The organism is Pseudoalteromonas fuliginea (genome assembly GCF_000690055.1).
In the GTDB taxonomy this organism is placed as follows: Bacteria; Pseudomonadota; Gammaproteobacteria; order Enterobacterales; family Alteromonadaceae; genus Pseudoalteromonas; species Pseudoalteromonas fuliginea.
Map to the genome: position 1 here is coordinate 21,380 of NZ_JJNZ01000007.1, position 17,043 is coordinate 38,422.

Consider the following 17,043-nt stretch of genomic DNA (forward strand, 5'->3'; position numbering starts at 1 on the left):
AGTCACTTAAAAAGTAAATTAGCGGCCTACTTTTCCTTTTACTAAAGGCTCGAACGACATTACTTTAAACTTACCGTGGCTTTGATTTTTGCCATTATTAAGTACAGGCGAGTTATGTAAATCGTCAACGGTAAAGTATATTTTATGATCGGCTCCGTAACTAAAGCCATCAGGCCAGCTCAAACGTTCGTCCTTAAATAATACTTCGTAGTCGCCAGTGGGTTTAACTACGCCAATTGCGCCATTGGTTATGTCGGTTACATATACGTTACCGCCGCCATCAACAATAATACCGTCTGAAATTGGTTTAGTGCCGTAACGCGTAACTTTGTCTTCAAGCGCTTTAGCCGAAAGGCTCTCGTTATTTATATCGCTGGTGGCAATGCGGTAAACCGACGTGCCCGACATAGAGCCAAAGTAAAGCCAGTCTTCGTTAGGGTCAAGCGTAATAGGGTTAACACCTAAGCGGGCAGGTTGGCCGCCAAGGCTCATTGTGCGCCCATCAATAACCATATCGATATTTTCGGCTGTGGTGTAATGGCTATTTTGTAATACTCTGCGTGTTACACCTGTTTTAAGGTTTACCGTAATAATAGCGGCTTGGCTGCCTTGTGCTGTGTCGGCAATGTATACAACGCCATGCTTATTATCGATGACTAAATCGTTTAAAAACGAGGTGTCGGTAATGGTCGGTTTAGCCAGATAAATAATTTTATGTAGTTGCTCTTTGTTTGTATCCCAACCTACTAAGCGCCCAGCGTGATCGGGCCCTGAAGTGTCAAGCATCCATAAAACGCCATCGCTTGATACGTTTATGCCAAGTACGTCGTAAAAACCTTTACCGTTATTGTACGCGTATGCCCATTCTTCATTAGGGTAGGGCTTAGTTGTACCATCGCTTAAAAGCTCCATAATTTTTTGCTTTTGGCCAAAAAAGCCATGCACAGATAAAAACTTTCTACCTGATGGGGTAATAGCAATGTTGCCCGGTGGGTGCTGCGCATCAAAAGTAGCTACTGTTTTTAAATCAGTATTTTGGCCAGCGGTGTTAGCAGTTACGGCGCTGCTACCTAAAAGTGCCGTGCTACACGCCGCTGCTAATAGTAATTTTTTAATATGAGTCATTTTTAAAACCTTTTAAAACACGTTTATTGTTTAAAAATTAAGAGCCTAATCGGCTAAGTCGTTTACTACTAAATCGAGCAGCTGCATCAACTGTTTCGCTTGTGTTGCATCTACACTATCAAATTTACATAAAATATTTTTAGGAATATCGGCTGCTTTTAACTTAAGTGATTGGCCATGCTGGGTTAGCTGCACTAGGCGTTTGCGTTTGTCGTGCTCATCTTTAATAACAGCCAGTAATGATTTGTCGCTCATTTTTTTGAGTATTTGAGTCATTGCACCGCCATCTATCGCGGTTTTATCTATTAGCTCTGCAATTGTTATTTCGTCTTGCTCCCACAGCGCCATCATTACTACGTATTGCGGGTAAGTTAAATTTAGCTCGTTCAAAGGCTCGCGATACGCACGCGCAATGCTGTTAGATGCCATATATAACCGGTGGCATAACTGATTTTTTAACTTTAATTGCTCAAACTGCATAACGTTATCCTTTATTTCGATACATGGTATTTTAATTTGCATGCAAAGTATTTGCAATCTCTAATTACTTGTTCTATTATTTTGCACACAAACTAAATTAATTACTAAACTTTGGAGTTCATTATGAATGTATTACAAAACGTAGCTTACACAGCAAAAGCAACTGCAACTGGCGGCCGCGAAGGCGTAGCTAAATCTGATGATGGTCGTTTAGATGTAAATTTATCAACACCTAAAGGCTTAGGCGGAGACGACGGTCAAGGCACTAACCCAGAGCAATTATTTGCCGCAGGTTATGCTGCGTGTTTTATTGGCGCACTTAAATTTGTAGCAGGTAGCGAAAAAATAGATTTACCAAGCGACACGCATATTAATTCACAAGTGTCTATTGGTGCTATTGAAGGCGGTTTTGGTATTGCAGTAAAACTTGCTGTATCACTAGGTGATATGGATAAAGCTGCAGCGCAAACGCTTGTAGATAAAGCACACCAAGTATGCCCATATTCAAACGCAACACGTGGCAATATTGAAGTAGAGCTTTCAGTTATTTAATAACTAAATAAAGAAAAGTTATAAAAGCACACAACGACAATTAGTCGTTGTGTGCTTTTTTGCGTTTAAGGCATAAAAATTAAATATACGATAAATCGTATATTCACTATTCCATATGTTGTTATTTTGTTTTATTGTGTATGCATAAGCACAGTGAGGACAGTATGGAACAATTCAACCCACTTCAATTTTATAAATGCCTAGCGGACGATACGCGTTTAAAAGCAATGTTGCTTATTAGCGACCAAGAAGAGCTATGTGTATGCGAACTGGTTGCTGCACTTGAGCTAAGCCAACCTAAAGTGTCTCGCCATTTAGCACAGTTAAGACAATGCGGATTATTGAGCGACCGTAAACAAAATCAATGGGTTTATTACAGTATTAATAAAGCCCTGCCAGAGTGGGCTAAAAATGTATTAACGCAAACGCTTACTGCTAACCCTTCATTTTATGAAAATGATTTAACGCGCTTAAACGCTATGGGTAATCGCCCTGAACGTATTACTAGCTGCTGTAACTAACTTATTAAAGGTATTAAATTATGACTATTAAAGTAGGTATTAACGGTTTTGGCCGTATGGGGCGTTTAACTCTGCGTGCAGCAGTTGATTGGCCAGAAATAGAGTTTATTAAAGTAAATGATGTAGCGGGTGATGCTAAAACCCACGCACATTTAATTGAGTTTGACTCAGTACATGGGCGCTTAGCACAACTGGTTTCTAGTGATGATAATAGCTTTAGCGTGGGTAAGCACACGATTGCAGTTACCAACAACAAAACAATAAACGAAACTGATTGGTCTGATTGCGATGTAGTAATAGAGGCCAGCGGTAAAATGAAAACCACCGAGCTGTTAAATCAATATTTAGCACAAGGTGTTAAGCGTGTTGTGGTAACAGCACCTGTAAAAGAAGATGGTATTTTAAATGTAGTAATGGGTGTAAACGATGATCTTTATAACCCAAGTGAGCATAAAATTGTTACAGCCGCCTCGTGTACTACTAACTGTTTAGCGCCAATAGTAAAAGTACTGCAAGAAAAAGTGGGCATTAAGCACGGCTCAATGACTACTATTCACGACATTACTAATACTCAAACAATTATTGATGCCCCTCATAAAGATTTACGCCGTGCGCGTTCGTGCGGTACAAGCTTAATACCTACTACAACCGGTAGTGCAACGGCTATTACGCATATTTTCCCTGAGCTAAAAGGTAAATTAAACGGCCACGCCGTGCGCGTACCTCTTACTAACGCATCAATTACCGATTGTGTTTTTGAGCTCGAGCGAGGTGTTACACAAGACGAAGTAAACACGTGGTTTAAAGACGCTGCAAATAACGAGTTACAAGGTATTTTAGGCTACGAAGAAAGACCGCTTGTATCTATAGATTACAAAACAGATCCGCGCAGCTGCACTATAGATGCGCTTTCAACCATGGTAATTAACAATACTCAACTTAAACTATACGCTTGGTACGATAACGAGTGGGGTTATGCAAACCGTACTGCTGAGCTAATGCTTAAAGTTGCACAAAGTGATTTGGTTTAATCTCGTTTAAAAAGGTTTAACGCTATGTTTGCGCAGTTGGCTAACTTACCGAGCTCTATAAAGCAATATTTAATAATTACTGGTAACTATTGGGCATTTACTTTAACTGATGGTGCGCTACGCATGTTGGTGGTGCTGTATTTTCATCAGTTGGGTTATGGTGCATTTGCGATAGCCATGTTGTTTTTGTTTTATGAAATATTTGGGGTGATCACCAATTTAGTAGGTGGTTGGCTTGGCGCGCATTTAGGGTTGAACAAAACCATGAATGTAGGGCTTGGGCTACAACTTGTCGCTTTAGCCATGCTTTGCGTGCCAGGGGATTGGCTAACCGTTGCCTATGTTATGGCAGCGCAAGCACTGAGTGGCATAGCAAAAGACTTAAATAAAATGAGCGCAAAGAGCGCCATTAAGTATTTAGTACCACAAGACGATGCAGGGCAAAGCCAATTATATAAATGGATTGCCATACTTACCGGCTCTAAAAATGCTTTAAAAGGAGTAGGCTTTTTTTTAGGCGGCTTATTACTAACTGTATTTGGTTTTGTGGGAGCATTAATAAGTCTAATTATTTTACTTAGTGTTGTGTGGGTTATTAGTTTAATTTTTTTAAAAGGCGATATTGGTAAAGCTAAAAACAAACCTAAGTTTAAAGAATTATTTTCTAAATCGCGGGCAATTAACTTACTTAGCGCAGCGCGTTTATGCTTGTTTGCAGCGCGCGATGTATGGTTTGTAGTTGCACTACCTGTTTACTTAGCCGCTCAGTTTAACTGGGATCATTGGTGGGTCAGCGGCTTTATGGCTTTGTGGGTAATTGCTTATGGGCTGGTGCAATCGCAAGCACCGCGAATAACTGGGCAAGGTGATTCAACTTCACATTCGGTCAAAAAAGCATACTGGTGGGTTGCTTTATTAAGTGGTGTAACTGGCATTTTGGCGTTGTTGATGCAATTGGATATAGCGGTACATTTTACGCTTGTAATAGGCTTACTTATTTTTGGTGGTGTATTTGCTGTAAATTCATCGCTACACAGTTACTTAATAGTAAGTTTTGCTAAAAATGATGGGGTGTCGCTCGACGTTGGCTTTTATTATATGGCCAATGCGATAGGGCGTTTGCTTGGTACGGTGCTTTCTGGTTGGGTTTTTCAAGTATATGGGCTTAGTGCGTGTTTATGGGTAAGTGTTTGTTTGTTAATAATGGCGACAATTACGACGGCATACCTGAAAAAGCAGTAAAAACCCAACTAATTGTATTAAATTCAAATTGTTTGATGATATTCATAGCTTCATTTTTTAAAACTACTAAACTATAGCTGTAGATTTAATCAAAAGGTGTATGGAATGCGGGAAATATCGTTAGCAAAAAAGTTACTCTGGCTTACCGTCGGGAGTATATTTATTACAGTATTGGTACTTTCTAGTGTTTTATGGTGGGAATTATCATCAAGCAATGAGCAGTTAGCGAGCAAATCTGAAGAGTATATCGTTGCTGAGGTTGAAGAAAAACTTAATGCTAATGCTGCAGTATATGGTGAACGAATTGCTGGCTTTGTTAACGAGGCTTACCGAGTTCCGTATTCATTAGCCGCATTACTTGGTGATGCTGCAAAACAAAATACGCTAAGTAGAGATACAGTTGTAAGCATAAACCGCTCTATTTTAGAAAATAATACACTTTTATCTTCTATTTATTCTCAGTTCGAAGCTAATGCTTTTGATGGACAAGATGCTCAATTCCAGAGGGGCTTTAAGCATTCTGTTGATGGTGATGGCACGCTCGAAGTCTATATTACTCGGGACGAGAATGGTACGGTAGAACAGCAAAAAGTGGCTAATGCAGGTGACAAATATATAACAAATTTGAACGAATTTGGACTTCGCGAAGCTGAATGGTACTTATGTGCAAAGGATACGCTCACACCATGTATTATGGAGCCTTACCTTTACGAAATTCCGTCTGGTGATTCGGTAATGTTAACGTCATTAACAGTGCCAATTTTAAAATCTGGGCAGTTTATTGGTTTAGCTGGCGTAGACTTAACACTTCCTACTTTTCAAGTGATGACTGAACAGCTTTCTAAACAACTCTATAACGGTAAAGCAAAAGTAACATTATTGAGTGACATAGGCTTAATTGTTGGCAGTAGCCATTATAAAACTAAACTAGGGCGTCCACTAAAAGAAGCGATTAGCTCATCGTTGTACAACGATATTGAAAAGTCAAAAGGACAAAGCGGTATTTTTAAGGTTAATAACGAGTACCTTGTTAATTACCCTATCAATATTAAACTTGCCAATAAGCAGTGGTCTTTAATTATTGAAGTACCAACAGAGCTTGCGCTCGCAGGTCCTGAAGCGTTGGCTGAAAACATGCAAGAAACTGCAGCATCGTTAGGGTCTATTATTTTAGTAACCGGTTTAGCTATAGCTGCAATTGCATTTGTTATAATGAAATTAGTGGTTGGCGGCATCGTTGCACCGCTTCGACAAATTCAACAACGTGTTGATAACCTTGCAAGCTCTGAGGGTGATTTAACGCATACATTGCATGTTGATAGCCACGCTGAACTTATTGCATTAGCTGGTGGGTTTAATCGATTTTTAGCAAAACTACGTGATTTAATTTCTGAACTAAAAGCGGTGTCTGAGCAAACCAAACAGCAAGGCGAGATAGCGCAACACATTGCCATAGATACAAAGCAAAATGTGCAATCGCAATTTCAAGAAATTGAAAGTGTGGTAACGGCTATGAACGAAATGAGCGCAACAGCACTCGAAGTTGCCAGAGCATCAGAACAGTCAGCGCAGCAGGCAGATGAAATTAATGGCTTAGTGGTTAGTAGTGAGTCGAGTTTGTCGTCAGCGATGAGCCAAGTTAAAACTATGTCTGAAGAAATTAAAGAAGCTAACCAAGCGGTTGAAAAAGTAGCATCGCGTAGTAAAGATATTACGCAAATTTTGGATGTGATCCGCACCATTTCAGAACAAACTAACTTATTGGCACTTAATGCGGCAATTGAAGCTGCGCGTGCTGGTGAACATGGCCGAGGCTTTGCGGTAGTTGCTGATGAGGTAAGAGCGCTTGCGTCTAAAACGCGTTCATCGACTGACGATATCAGTAAATTGATCGATAGTTTGTTACACGAAGTTGGCAATGCCTCAACTGTAATAGAAAAAGGCGTAGTGCGCGCACAAAGTGCTGTTGATGAAACCTCAATTGCATTTGATGCTCTTCACAGTGTAGTGGTTAAAGTTGATGAAATAACTAATCAAATTACACATATTGCCACGGCAGCTGAAGAGCAAAGTTTAGTAACTGAAGAAATAAATCGTAATTTAACACTTATATCAGATGCAGCTTCGCAGCTATCCGATTTATCGGCACAAGCAGGCGATAGCAGTGAAGTACTCAACAAGCTTGTAACGCAACAAGATTCAGAGCTTAATAAGTTAAAAACGTAATATTGAACGTAAAAAATAAAAAGGCAGTAATTAAATTACTGCCTTTTTTAATTAAAACAAGCAGTTTATAGGTTTTTCATGAGCGCAAACATTTGATTGATCATAGGTTGGGCCAGTAGTTCAACGCCTGGGCGATTAAAATAACCACGTAACCCTGTAAACTGAATCTGAAAAAAACGTGCGTACTCAATAGCTGTTAATTTATCGCTCAACTCATTTTTTGCTATTGCTTGCTCGAAAAGTACAGTGAGATAACCTTCAAACTTAGCCGCTAAATCTAAACTCAATTCATATAAACTACTGTTTTTATCGGCAAACTCATTGTTAGCTTTTACTAACATACAGATTGCACTCGGGCTACAATCTTTGTTTTTAATTACCACATTTTCTACAAATGCACGTAAGCCACCTAAGGTTGTGTCTGACGAAGATAAAAAACCGTCAATTTGGCTTTTCATTTGCACCGTATAGTCTTTTAGTGACTCACTATATAGCCCCTCTTTTGAACCAAATGCAGAATAAATACTGCCTGGGCGCATATTAACGGCTTCTTGTAAGTCTCGCGTTGAGGTTGCATGAAAGCCTTTTTCCCAAAATAATTGGCTGGCAACACGAACAACATTTTCGCGTTCAAATTTAACCTTATTAACCATTTCATTCTCAATTAATTTGAACAGTTGCTCAATTTTAACTTGAACAGTCGCTCAAAATCAAATAGTATGTGTTTCGAAGTTACATAAACCTAATTATTTTTGGAGCTAAACATGGCAGAATTTACTTTATACACGGCAGAAAATGCACCAGAAGAAGCAAAACCACTTTTAGCTGATTCAGTAGCAGCATTTGGTATGCTTCCTAACTTACATGCAGTAATGGCTGAAGCACCAACATTACTTAAAGGTTACCAAGTACTGCATGACTTGTTTCAAAAAACGTCATTTAATGCAGAAGAGCTAACAGTAGTATGGCAATCAATTAACGTAGAGCACGACTGTCATTACTGTGTTCCTGCTCACAGTGGTATTGCAGCGGCAATGAAGGTTGATCAAGGTATTGTTGACGCACTTGTTAACAAAACACCACTTGAAAACCCTAAGCTAGAAACTCTTCGTGAAACTACACTCGCAATGACACGTGAACGTGGCGTGATCAGCGATGAGCAAATCGAAAAATTCTTTGCCGCAGGTTACGCTAAGCAACAACTACTTGAAATTATTGTAGGCTTGTCTCAAAAAGTAATGAGCAACTACACTAATCACCTTGCTGATACACCAGTAGATGATGCATTTAAAAAATACGTAAAATAAATACGGTTTTATAAATGACAATAGGCAGCTTAGGCTGCCTTTTTTGTGTTTATAAATTGCGATTATTTAAACTTAACGGCTTTTGTACTGCGTGTATAAATACGTTGTTCGGGCTTTGTCCACTCACCCTTTTTTAAATAAGAGATTGATACAATGAATTTATCGTCTTTTAAATCACTTGTAGACTTAACCTTAGTCACTCCCTCTTTACTGCCTGTTACTTCTTCGTAGGCTACAAACTGAGTCGGGCTTAATACTGTTATAGTGCCTTTTGTATAAAAACCTGCTGTTGTGAAGTAATAAAATACGAGTGACTTTTTTTTGCTATCATAAAAAATCGTCGATTCGCCGCCATATTCACCCTCATTAATAGAGTGCATAGTACGAATAGCTTTACCGTTTAGCGTACGTTCCCACCTGCCGACATCCTGAACTGGCTTTGCGCCTGAGACTACCTTAAAGTCGGTTTGCCAAGTGCCTAAGTAAGGCTGAAATATTGCTAGCTCTTTATCGAGGGTTAAGTTGTTTTCGTCCGCGTAACTAAAAGTAAATGAACAGAGGAGCAACGCTAAGAATAACGCTTTAAAATGTGTCATAATTTAACTCTTATTTTTAAATTCTGTGCGTTCAGTATAGGTGATAATTAATTGATAAAAAAAGCCTTAATAACAATATCGAGTCTTTTTATTGCTTTAACTTGGCTAGCTTACATGCTTAGCTATATTGCTCTTTATATACCAATTTATCTCAGTATTTTGAGTATGTTAACATTTTTAATGTATGCCTGGGATAAGCGCAAAGCAATACAATCGGCACATAAAAAAGTAAACCGTACGCCTGAGCGCACGTTGCAATTACTTGCTCTGTGTGGTGGTTGGCCAGGTGCATTATTTGCACAACAATTACTACGTCATAAATCTAAAAAACGTCGTTTTATATTTGTGCTGTGGGTATGCATTGCAGTTAATTTAGGTGGGATCGTGTATTTTTGGTTGAATAGGGGGTCTTTACTCGTTTGACTAAATAGAAGGTTTACTGAGCTAACTTAACCTGAACTTTGGTAAATAATATATTACTCAGAGTTCAGGTTACTTAACAGTATAAATGGCTTACTGTTCAGATTGACTTGTTAGTGCTTCATCTAATCCAACAGTTAAAATAGTTTTTTTGTCAACAACGACCCATTTTCTGTAGGTTTGGTATCCAGCTCTGCTGACTTCAATATCGTATTTGCCTTCTTTTAGCTCAATGGCATCTTGATATACCGGGTTTATGTTCATAATACGAACGCGAGCATCTGCGGGAGTCGTAATAACGGTTAATGAAATTGGTGCTACAACTTCTTCAACATCTACTTTGGCTTCGGTAACAACCTCAGTGACGACTTTATCAACTGTTGAGGTGGTTGAACAACCGCTTAGTAATAGGATGGCTGCAAGTGCGCTTAAGTTTTTCATCGATACTCCATTAAGTAATTTAAAAATGTTGAAGGTTACGAAAAATCTTGGAGGAGTGTCTTAAAAGCTCAACTCGTCGTCCTTGACTCTCGTTTAAAAAGCGGTGGATAGTCTAATATGTATCCACCATATATTCAATTATAGTTATTTTCTTATTGCTACGCTCATCATCTAAACAAACTCTGAGTCCGTAGCCTAACTATTTTATTTACAGCATACTGTCTAACGACTGCGTAATGGCCTCACTTCTTTCGACTAATTGCTCCGCAGTTCGGTACATTTTTCGCTTCATTAGAGTATTAGCCATTGTAATATATCGCTTTGACAAATCTTGTTTTAATGTCACTAGAAGAGGAAAATCAGTTGGTAGATCAGCAGACTCTAAATTAATAAGTTCTTCAAACTCTAGTAGCTGCTTGTAATCCTCAATACCTTCCAATTGTTCAGAGTAACGTTGAAATCTTGGTTGATAAAAAACAATAGCATCCGAGAGTGGGTAGGTAATTTGCTCACCTATCGCTAATTTTTTCTGATAAAAGGTCAGTGCATCAATTGCAGATTCTCTTTTGAGTAAATTTGCGAAAAGGAGTTCAGCTTTTTGATTACTGGTAAATATCGCTTTACCAACATTTAAGAGTGCTTTTTGCGCAATTACGTCATCTTCTTCTACTGCTTTGTCTAACGCTATTTTAAAATTATCAAAATGTAAGGAAGAGGGCTCGTACACGTAGGTATTATCAACTTCTTTTAAGTCTTGAATTAGCTGCGGGATATTATTATTGTCACTTTCGTTATAACGAGACTGTTCTAACAATAAATTAATTCTCGATGTGATATCAAAAATTATTGACTGACGCTCTCTTAGGATGCTCTCTAACTGCACTGAAAGTTTTTCTGAGTCAGGGTAGTAGTCGAGAGCTTTAGAGTAGATTGAAATTGTTTTATCAAAATCTTTAAATTTATTTGAATTATTATTATTAAAGTTATTAGCTCTTTTATCAAAACTGCCTAATATGCTCGTTTGATTTACTCTTAATAGGCCCTGCTTTAATACTTCGTACTGCGGAGGAATTTCAGCTAACTTATCTAAAATATGAGGCCCATTCCAAGACATCCAAGTTTCTACTTGTTGATTAATTGCGTTCGCATTATCAAGTTTTGCCTCTAGTTGCTTTACTTGCACAGTGTTAGCTAATTGATATTGAATAGCTACAATAACTAAAATAACGGATGCTGCGACTAAACCGATCGCTGGCTTTAAATTAGACTTAAGTTTTTTAGAAATAGGTAATAAAGAACTTTGTCGTTGTGACGTTTCTAACGATAGTGCATTATTTATACTTTGCCATAACCAAAGTGGACAATTGCTTGGACGTTTAGCAGTGGTACTCTTTGGTAGTTTATCGGCTGCAACTCGATTAAATGGATGTTTACTACTTAATAGTTCAAACGCAATACATGCGTATGAAAACACGTCATCTTTAACGGTAGCACTGGCACCATTTAGTTGTTCAGGACTTGCGTAGGTCGGTGTATAACCGCCAATATCGCCCAACTCAACATTACTTCTAACGGCATACGCATCTTCAATGTTTTTATGCTTTGCGATACCAAAGTCGAGTACTTTTAAGTCCCCATTACTGTCAAATATGATATTGGATGGTTTGAGGTCATTATGAATCACCCCTCTTGAATGTGCATATATAAGAGCATCAGCAAGCTGTTCTAAAATCACTTTCGCTTTTTTAAATGCCATGCCTGAGGGCTTGTTGCGTTTAATTATTTGTTCTAAAGTTTCTCCCTCAACAAGTTCCATTGTGACGTAATATAAATCACCATCGGAATCTGCTGAAAACACTTTAACGATGTTAGGGTGGGAGAGCTGTTGTGTTTTTGCTGTTTCGTCTTTTAGAAGAGTAATTGCTTCTTCTGAGTATGAAAACTCTTCTTGCAACACTTTTAAAGCAACAAATGCTTCAGCACGATTTACATTTTCTAAGAAGGTATCACGCGCTCTGTAAATGTAGCACATGCCGCCTTGTCCAATTAGTTCTTCAACCAGGTAGCGATCGGAAATCTTTTTTCCGATGAGGTTAATCTTATTTTTAGCAGAGGTTCTTTTTTGATTAGAATCAAGTGATGCAATTTGAGTTTTGTCACTCGGGTTGTTAATACCGCTCATTATAAATCCTTTTATTGTGTTTATTTAAATAATTACAAAGGTAAGCTTTATACTTATTATCAATTTCCCTCTGATATTGTCGTACATTTTTACAAAAAATCTCGACTATAGCAATGTTTCAATTATTGAATATTTATATCTAAATTTTGAAACAGCTAATTTATACGCTATCGGGAATATTTAACAAATGTAACTTTATAAAAATATAAAAAATAAACCCACTTTTGAGCACATACTTAAGTAAAAAAGAGAGTTTAGGGCGTCAATGAATGAGATTAAGTAATCAAGATAAATCAATTGAGGTTTTACTTTTTCATTTTATAGAGAACGGATTTTGGCCGAAATGTAAAAATATTAATGGCCACAATTGTTCAGTATATCGATTAAGTTAATATTTATTTTTACAGTATTTTATGGCTCAATAAAAGTCAGTCTATATTTATATATTAATTTCAATGTTGACAATAGTTTCTCTTCTACTTTATCCTACCGACAATAAAGATTTAAGGGACTGACTTATCAAATGGAACTGATACTAAACATAACTAGTTATCATAGACTCTCACCTGAAATTGAAGCATCTAAGACTGTAGTAGATAAACTCATCTTTGGTCGCTCTGAGACTTGTGATTGGCATCTGCCCGATCCTGAAAAAATAATATCAAGTAAACACGGACAAATCGTAAAAGAAGGTGATTCTTTTTATATTTACGATAATTCAACGAATGGCACCTTTATAAACTTTGCTGTAACCCCACTTGGTCAAGGAAATAGGCAGGTTCTTGCTGACAGTGACGTATTAACTATTGGCGACTTTCAAATTGATGTTAAGTTGGTTGATGATCGCGTTTCACCAGTGAGTAATACCGATTTTTCGGCCAGTCAAAACAGTGATAATAATTACCGTGCGGATAGTAAAGATTCATTTTCACAATCGCATCAGTTTTTAGACGAATCTATTTTAGATGAATCAATGCCTGGAGTTTCTATGGTGCAAGAGCCCTTTTTGAACTCAGGTAACCAGATCCCAGAAGATTGGGATGATTTATCACGCCTGATGAACCCAGAACACTCCGATGCATCAAAACATGACTCTGCGAATGTTCAAGAGTTAAAAACGAATTCTCCACGAGTACAATCGGAAAGTCGAAAAATAGCCCCTAAAGAACAAACTGTCGAGACTGCATCACCAAAAATAGCTGCAAAAAACAGTACTGCGTTATCTGATGCATTTTTAAAAGGTTTAAATATAAAGCCTGAAGTACAAAATTCGTTAAATACAGAAAAGCATTGGTTTGAAATGGGGCAAGGCCTTAATTTATTACTCAATGGCCTTATGGACTCTTTACGTCAAAGAGCGCATGTAAAAAGTCAATTGAGGTTAAATCATACAATGTTTCAAACTGAACAAAACAACCCTTTAAAATTTTCTGCTAATATAGATGACGTTATTCAGAATTTATTCATAAGGAATAGTGCAAGCTTCCTCTCGTCTAAGGAGTCGATAAATGAAAGCTTTATTGACTCTCGCAGGCACGAACATGCGTTATTAGCCGGTGCAGATGGTGTACTTAAAGGGATGTTAGAGCAAGTTTCTCCCCAACAGATAAGTCAGCAAGCAAATGATAATTCTAACGTATTAAAAATTATCCCTGGGCAAATTGAATCTAAATGCTGGAAGTTATATCAGAGTTTACATGATGATTTGTCACAAGACGTTAGTTCCAAAGGGGCAATGGCTATGTCAGATGATTTTTTAAAGGCATACAACGATAGACTTAAAGAAACGCTTTAGAAAGGAAATTAAACAATGTATAAAATTAAGCTCTACTTAATGAGTTTTAGTTTACTATTTTTAGTACTAGGATGTTCTACCGTTAATAAACTTGTTCCGCCTTCAACAGATCTGATTATTAATGTATCTAAGAATGTGAATCCTGATACGTCGGATAGACCTTCACCTGTAGTTATGAAAATATTTGAACTTAGTTCTCGAACTATTTTTGATACACAAGATTTTTTTAGCCTTTACGATACGCCTGAAAAATTATTAGGGCCTGATCTGTTAAAAAAAGACGAGCTTGAATTACAGCCAAATTCAGTACAAAAATATAAAATGAGTCTCAATCGAAACACTCGTTATGTGGGGGTTGTGGTTGCTTATAGAAACATTGATCAGGCAAGATGGAGAGCTGTAATTGAAGTTGATCCTACCGGTTATGATGATATAAATGTCAATGTAGAAGCTATTGCTACATACATGAGAGAGAAATAAAAAAAGGATTTGTAAAATGGGTGATAACACTCGTGTTGCTTGGACTGAAGGGATGTTTTTAAGGCCGCAACACTTCCAGCAATCAGATAAACATATTGCGAATGTAATCCAACAAGTGTGCAGTGGTAACCTTGCAGATCCTTGGGGAATACTTGAGGTAGCAATTGATACTGAACTGCTAAAAGCGGGTCAATTTGCGATTGAATCACTGTCGGCAATTACCCCAGATTTACTACCGATAGATATGCCTCAGTCAACTTCTTTGCCTGAGCCATTAGTGGTCGGCAAAGATATATATGACGAGATAGTTTATCTTGCAATACCGGCATTGAAAAATAGCGGCATAAACTTATCTGCCCCAGAAGAAAATATTGTAACTCGTTATAAATTGAATGATTTATCAGTGAGTGACGATTTAGTGGGGGCGCAATCTCAAGAAGTTATTCAAGTCGCTAAAATATATAGTAAGTTAGTACTTTCCTCTGATGATCACTCTGGTTATATATTGCTGCCTTTAGCAAGAATTCTAGACGTTAGTAGTGAAGGGCAAATAAAGCTAGATAATAAGTATATACCGGCATCTTTAAAAGTAGGGCAATGCAAGCCTCTTTTGGGTCTTGTTCGCGAAATTGGTTCAATGATCAAACAGCGCTCAGAAAGCATCGCCGTTAGATTGTGTCAAGGATATGCAGGAAGTACATCAGTTGCCGACTTTATTATGCTGCAAACATTAAATAAGTATGATGCAGTATTTGACAACTTATTATCAGTCAATAATATCCATCCAAATATCTTGTATATTAGGTTGATTGAGCTTGCCGGAGAGCTGTCGACGTTTAGTACTGTTAATAAACGAGTTCCTAAGCTCCCTAAATACGATCATAAAAACTTGGGTCAAGTGTTTAGCGAAGTCGTTAACTTCCTATATCAGTCGTTGAGTCATGTTATTGAGCAAACAGCAACTGAAATAAAGTTAGAACAAAGCAAATTTGGAATTTCATTTGGTGCATTAAACGATAAGTCGGTGCTAAATTCAGCTCAATTTATTCTAGCAATAAAAGCAAGTGTTCCGCATGAAGAGTTACGTAAAATACTGCCATCACAGATAAAAATAGGCAGTGTAGAAACTATACGTGATCTTGTTAATAACCAAATACCAGGAATAACAATCAGTAGTTTACCTACAGCCCCAAGACAAATCCCATATCATGCAGGTTTCCATTATTTTGAATTAAATAAACAGGGAGAGCATTGGGATAAGTTGCGCTCTAGTGGCGGAATTGCCATTCATTTATCAGGTAGCTACCCAGAACTACAATTAAGCCTTTGGGCAATTAGAACTTAATTTTAAAGGAAGAGTTTCAATGGACGAAACCATTATCAAACCACGCCCTGGTAGATTAGGACGTGATACCTCTAGTAAAGCAAATACTGACAGTGATGCTGATAAAACGGTGATGTCTGTCGAATCGCCATCGACAAAGCTACCAAGTAGCGTCAAAGTGTCTATCTTTAAAAACCCTCTTTTAGAAGCTGCAACTGACTGTTTTTCAATAGTCATATCTATTAGTCAATCAGCCGAAATGACAAATTTAGCAGCTTTAAAACATCGTTGTGTTGAGGCCATAAAGCGGTTTGAAGTTGAAGTTCGCAACCAAAATTTATCTAAAGATATCATCAACAATGCGCGCTACTGCCTATGTGCTATTCTCGATGAATCGGTATTAAATTCAAAATGGAGCTCAATGGAATGGGCAGATGAAAGCTTATTATCTACATTCCATAAAGAAACATTTGGTGGTGAATATTTTTATACATTACTCGATGACGCGCTGTTACAACCTGAAAAAAACAAGCAATTTTTAGAGTTACAGTATCATTGTTTAAACCTTGGTTTTAAGGGCAAATATAGATTAGATACTGTTGGTGATAATAAAGTTGAAGAATACCGTTCTCAGATGTACCACCTTTTAAATCAATTAGATGGGCCAATCAATAACAAGTTATCACCTAATTGGAAGGAGCGAGTTGCTGCAGGTGTTGAACTTAGAAATCAAGTACCGCTTTGGGTGATTTTTTCTGTTTTAGGGCTCGTGTTACTTGCCGTTTATTTATTTATCAATATGAAACTCAATGATGATGTTTTTGCTATCAATGAAAAACTTGCCGTTATTCATCCACTCGCAAATGAGCAAACTGTCGATAAAAAAGACCAGCAACTATTAGTTTTAGAGCAGCTACTACAAACCGAAATACAGAGGGGGATTGTGGTTGTTAAAAAAAGTAATGATCGGATCAGAATTTCCATCAAAAGTGAAAGTTTGTTTAATCAAGGTAATTCACAGTTACTGCCTTCTTTTCAGCCTATTCTTGAGAAACTTGCACTTAGTTTAGAGGGAACAAAAGGCAGAATATTAATTACGGGTCACACAGACGACACGCCTATTAGTACCGACAGATACCCCTCAAATTGGCACCTTTCTTTAGCTAGAGCAACACAAGTTGCTAATTCTATGGCTAAAAGTACTAACCTTAGTGGCCGTTTATGGCCTGAAGGTAAAGGGGCCGCAGAGCCAATCGCCAGCAATTCAGATTCAGCTTCTAGGTCATTGAACCGACGAATTGAAATCGATCTATTATTTTAA

General features: G+C 37.7%; 17 protein-coding genes. 11 read left to right on the forward strand and 6 right to left on the reverse strand.

Going from position 1 to position 17,043, the window contains the following annotated elements; genetic code table 11:
• Positions 1–18: 18 nt before the first annotated feature.
• Complete coding sequence (locus DC53_RS18435; RefSeq protein WP_033028441.1) at positions 19–1,125, reverse strand: L-dopachrome tautomerase-related protein; 1,107 nt, start codon at positions 1,123–1,125, stop codon at positions 19–21.
• Positions 1,126–1,170: 45 nt separating this feature from the next.
• A complete protein-coding gene (locus tag DC53_RS18430) occupies positions 1,171–1,605 on the reverse strand; it encodes a MarR family winged helix-turn-helix transcriptional regulator (RefSeq protein ID WP_004334500.1) in 435 nt (144 codons plus the stop codon).
• Between the two features lie 123 nt (positions 1,606–1,728).
• On the opposite strand from DC53_RS18430, the gene DC53_RS18425 reads away from it, so the two are divergent.
• From DC53_RS18425 to DC53_RS18405, 5 genes are all read left to right on the forward strand, one after another.
• Positions 1,729–2,157: an organic hydroperoxide resistance protein gene (locus tag DC53_RS18425; RefSeq protein WP_024594483.1), complete on the forward strand. Its 429-nt coding sequence runs from the start codon at positions 1,729–1,731 to the stop codon at positions 2,155–2,157.
• A gap of 164 nt (positions 2,158–2,321) precedes the next feature.
• Positions 2,322–2,678: a metalloregulator ArsR/SmtB family transcription factor gene (locus DC53_RS18420; protein WP_008137792.1), complete on the forward strand. Its 357-nt coding sequence runs from the start codon at positions 2,322–2,324 to the stop codon at positions 2,676–2,678.
• A 20-nt stretch (positions 2,679–2,698) separates the two neighbouring features.
• Positions 2,699–3,709 carry an ArsJ-associated glyceraldehyde-3-phosphate dehydrogenase gene (locus tag DC53_RS18415; protein WP_033028442.1) on the forward strand — a complete coding sequence of 337 codons (1,011 nt, stop codon included), beginning with the start codon at positions 2,699–2,701 and terminating at the stop codon, positions 3,707–3,709.
• A 24-nt stretch (positions 3,710–3,733) separates the two neighbouring features.
• Positions 3,734–4,951, forward strand: coding sequence for an organoarsenical effux MFS transporter ArsJ (arsJ, locus tag DC53_RS18410; protein ID WP_033028443.1), 1,218 nt, complete (start codon positions 3,734–3,736; stop codon positions 4,949–4,951).
• 105 nt (positions 4,952–5,056) lie between these two features.
• The gene (locus DC53_RS18405; protein WP_033028444.1) at positions 5,057–7,177 is read left to right on the forward strand and encodes a methyl-accepting chemotaxis protein; all 2,121 of its coding nucleotides are present in this window, start codon (positions 5,057–5,059) and stop codon (positions 7,175–7,177) included.
• A gap of 65 nt (positions 7,178–7,242) precedes the next feature.
• Here the strand turns inward: DC53_RS18405 and DC53_RS18400 are convergent, their stop codons facing one another.
• Entirely contained in the window at positions 7,243–7,830 is a 588-nt protein-coding gene (locus DC53_RS18400) for a TetR/AcrR family transcriptional regulator (RefSeq protein ID WP_007377108.1), read from the reverse strand.
• A gap of 111 nt (positions 7,831–7,941) precedes the next feature.
• On the opposite strand from DC53_RS18400, the gene DC53_RS18395 reads away from it, so the two are divergent.
• On the forward strand, positions 7,942–8,484 hold the full coding sequence (locus tag DC53_RS18395; RefSeq protein WP_007377107.1) for a carboxymuconolactone decarboxylase family protein: 543 nt from the start codon (positions 7,942–7,944) through the stop codon (positions 8,482–8,484).
• A 62-nt stretch (positions 8,485–8,546) separates the two neighbouring features.
• Here the strand turns inward: DC53_RS18395 and DC53_RS18390 are convergent, their stop codons facing one another.
• Complete coding sequence (locus DC53_RS18390; RefSeq protein ID WP_033028445.1) at positions 8,547–9,080, reverse strand: hypothetical protein; 534 nt, start codon at positions 9,078–9,080, stop codon at positions 8,547–8,549.
• Positions 9,081–9,131: 51 nt separating this feature from the next.
• Here DC53_RS18390 and DC53_RS18385 point away from each other — a divergent pair, with 51 nt between their 5' ends.
• A complete protein-coding gene (locus tag DC53_RS18385) occupies positions 9,132–9,503 on the forward strand; it encodes a DUF1294 domain-containing protein (protein WP_033028446.1) in 372 nt (123 codons plus the stop codon).
• Between the two features lie 90 nt (positions 9,504–9,593).
• Here DC53_RS18385 and DC53_RS18380 read toward each other — a convergent pair whose 3' ends face one another.
• Complete coding sequence (locus DC53_RS18380; protein WP_007377104.1) at positions 9,594–9,941, reverse strand: hypothetical protein; 348 nt, start codon at positions 9,939–9,941, stop codon at positions 9,594–9,596.
• Between the two features lie 208 nt (positions 9,942–10,149).
• Positions 10,150–12,123, reverse strand: coding sequence for a serine/threonine-protein kinase (locus DC53_RS18375; RefSeq protein WP_008137777.1), 1,974 nt, complete (start codon positions 12,121–12,123; stop codon positions 10,150–10,152).
• A 523-nt stretch (positions 12,124–12,646) separates the two neighbouring features.
• Here DC53_RS18375 and tagH point away from each other — a divergent pair.
• The 4 genes from tagH to tssL are packed head-to-tail and all read left to right on the forward strand — an operon-like array spanning position 12,647 to position 17,043.
• Positions 12,647–13,918 carry a type VI secretion system-associated FHA domain protein TagH gene (tagH, locus tag DC53_RS18370; RefSeq protein WP_033028447.1) on the forward strand — a complete coding sequence of 424 codons (1,272 nt, stop codon included), beginning with the start codon at positions 12,647–12,649 and terminating at the stop codon, positions 13,916–13,918.
• Positions 13,919–13,933: 15 nt separating this feature from the next.
• A complete protein-coding gene (gene tssJ, locus DC53_RS18365; RefSeq protein WP_033028448.1) occupies positions 13,934–14,398 on the forward strand; it encodes a type VI secretion system lipoprotein TssJ in 465 nt (154 codons plus the stop codon).
• Between the two features lie 16 nt (positions 14,399–14,414).
• Positions 14,415–15,743, forward strand: a complete 1,329-nt coding sequence (gene tssK, locus DC53_RS18360; protein WP_033028449.1) for a type VI secretion system baseplate subunit TssK — start codon at positions 14,415–14,417, stop codon at positions 15,741–15,743.
• 19 nt (positions 15,744–15,762) lie between these two features.
• Positions 15,763–17,043, forward strand: a complete 1,281-nt coding sequence (gene tssL / locus DC53_RS18355; protein ID WP_033028450.1) for a type VI secretion system protein TssL, long form — start codon at positions 15,763–15,765, stop codon at positions 17,041–17,043.

What these genes read in the sequence shown, in the direction of transcription:
- tagH (WP_033028447.1), top strand. Translation starts at nt 12,647, where the DNA reads ATGGAACTGATACTAAACATAACTAGTTATCATAGACTCTCACCTGAA.
- arsJ (WP_033028443.1), top strand. Translation starts at nt 3,734, where the DNA reads ATGTTTGCGCAGTTGGCTAACTTACCGAGCTCTATAAAGCAATATTTA.
- DC53_RS18405 (WP_033028444.1), top strand. Translation starts at nt 5,057, where the DNA reads ATGCGGGAAATATCGTTAGCAAAAAAGTTACTCTGGCTTACCGTCGGG.
- DC53_RS18380 (WP_007377104.1), bottom strand. Translation starts at nt 9,941, where the DNA reads ATGAAAAACTTAAGCGCACTTGCAGCCATCCTATTACTAAGCGGTTGT.
- tssK (WP_033028449.1), top strand. Translation starts at nt 14,415, where the DNA reads ATGGGTGATAACACTCGTGTTGCTTGGACTGAAGGGATGTTTTTAAGG.
- DC53_RS18425 (WP_024594483.1), top strand. Translation starts at nt 1,729, where the DNA reads ATGAATGTATTACAAAACGTAGCTTACACAGCAAAAGCAACTGCAACT.
- DC53_RS18395 (WP_007377107.1), top strand. Translation starts at nt 7,942, where the DNA reads ATGGCAGAATTTACTTTATACACGGCAGAAAATGCACCAGAAGAAGCA.
- DC53_RS18390 (WP_033028445.1), bottom strand. Translation starts at nt 9,080, where the DNA reads ATGACACATTTTAAAGCGTTATTCTTAGCGTTGCTCCTCTGTTCATTT.
- tssJ (WP_033028448.1), top strand. Translation starts at nt 13,934, where the DNA reads ATGTATAAAATTAAGCTCTACTTAATGAGTTTTAGTTTACTATTTTTA.
- DC53_RS18430 (WP_004334500.1), bottom strand. Translation starts at nt 1,605, where the DNA reads ATGCAGTTTGAGCAATTAAAGTTAAAAAATCAGTTATGCCACCGGTTA.
- DC53_RS18400 (WP_007377108.1), bottom strand. Translation starts at nt 7,830, where the DNA reads ATGGTTAATAAGGTTAAATTTGAACGCGAAAATGTTGTTCGTGTTGCC.
- DC53_RS18435 (WP_033028441.1), bottom strand. Translation starts at nt 1,125, where the DNA reads ATGACTCATATTAAAAAATTACTATTAGCAGCGGCGTGTAGCACGGCA.
- tssL (WP_033028450.1), top strand. Translation starts at nt 15,763, where the DNA reads ATGGACGAAACCATTATCAAACCACGCCCTGGTAGATTAGGACGTGAT.
- DC53_RS18375 (WP_008137777.1), bottom strand. Translation starts at nt 12,123, where the DNA reads ATGAGCGGTATTAACAACCCGAGTGACAAAACTCAAATTGCATCACTT.
- DC53_RS18415 (WP_033028442.1), top strand. Translation starts at nt 2,699, where the DNA reads ATGACTATTAAAGTAGGTATTAACGGTTTTGGCCGTATGGGGCGTTTA.
- DC53_RS18420 (WP_008137792.1), top strand. Translation starts at nt 2,322, where the DNA reads ATGGAACAATTCAACCCACTTCAATTTTATAAATGCCTAGCGGACGAT.